Annotated in this window: 1 pseudogene; it reads left to right on the top strand. The window is 36.0% G+C overall.

From position 1 onward, the window contains the following. A pseudogene (locus C6990_RS05185) lies at positions 1 to 1,121 on the top strand (hypothetical protein); the annotation flags it as partial.

Here is a 1,121-nt window from a genome sequence, read left to right as displayed (position 1 = left end):
AGCAGCAGAAGCAGCAGCAGAAGAAGCAGCAGAAGAAGCAGCAGAAGAAGCAGCAGAAGAAGCAGCAGAAGAAGCAGCAGAAGAAGCAGCAGAAGCAGCAGCAGAAGCAGCAGACAAAGCAGCAGAGAATGCAGCAAAACATGCAGACAAAGCAGCAGAGAATGCAGCAAAACATGCAGACAAAGCAGCAGAGAATGCAGTAAAACATGCCGCCAAAGTAGCAGAGAATGCAAAAAAGAATGAGGAAAAAGCAAAAAAATTAGAAGCTGAAATTAAAATGAAAATTAAAGAGGCTGTTGTAAAAGCAGTTGATAAAATAATTGATGAATCTGAAGACGAATCAGACGATGAATCTGACGAAATTGATTACTCTGTTAAAGAAGCTCAAAAAGATTCTAAAAAAGGAATTTTAGTTGAAAAAGTTCTCTCGAAATTAGCAATAAAGACTCTTAACAAAGAGTATGAAGGAAAATCTCCTGATCAAAATTATAGAGATCAATTAGAACAGATTGAACAACAATTAATCAAAGATACTCAAAAAGTAAAATTACAATATTTTGAAAAGATTTTGGAAGTTAAACCTGGTGTAACTGTTGAAATAGAAAACGTAAAAGATAAAGTTAAAGAAGTATCCTCAGAAATCCAGCAACAAAAGAATCCAGGTGTTATGGTAAAGAAAGCAGATAATGAAATCAGAGAACTTTTACAAGATGAGGCTCCCGACGAAAATGCATGGCAATATGGTGTTGATTCCTATCAGGGTAAAACTAGAATTGTCTTAGAATTATCTAACACTGATCCTGCAACAATTGAAAAAATCCAAAGTCTTTCTGATATAGAAGTTCAAGGTGAAAATATAGTTCAAATTAGTACTAGTGTTGAAAATATCCCTCGTCTTAATGCATTACAGGATGTAACAAAAACAAGGGCGACAACCAATCTTTCTGACTTTGCTAGAGATGGATTTGAATCTGTACAGTCTCCATTTGTGAATTCTGATGATGTGGTGAAAACCATTGGGGATCAAAAATATGCTAATCTAATACAATTATCTGAATCTTCAGACTCTGCCACTTCAGACTCTGCCACTTCAGACTCTGCCACTTCAGACTCTGCCACTT

It is taken from the genome of Nitrosopumilus sp. b3 (assembly GCF_014078525.1).
Classification (GTDB): Archaea; Thermoproteota; Nitrososphaeria; order Nitrososphaerales; family Nitrosopumilaceae; genus Nitrosopumilus.
The sequence above is the reverse complement of the archived record's forward strand: the minus strand, read 5'-3'. Positions and strand labels throughout refer to the sequence as shown.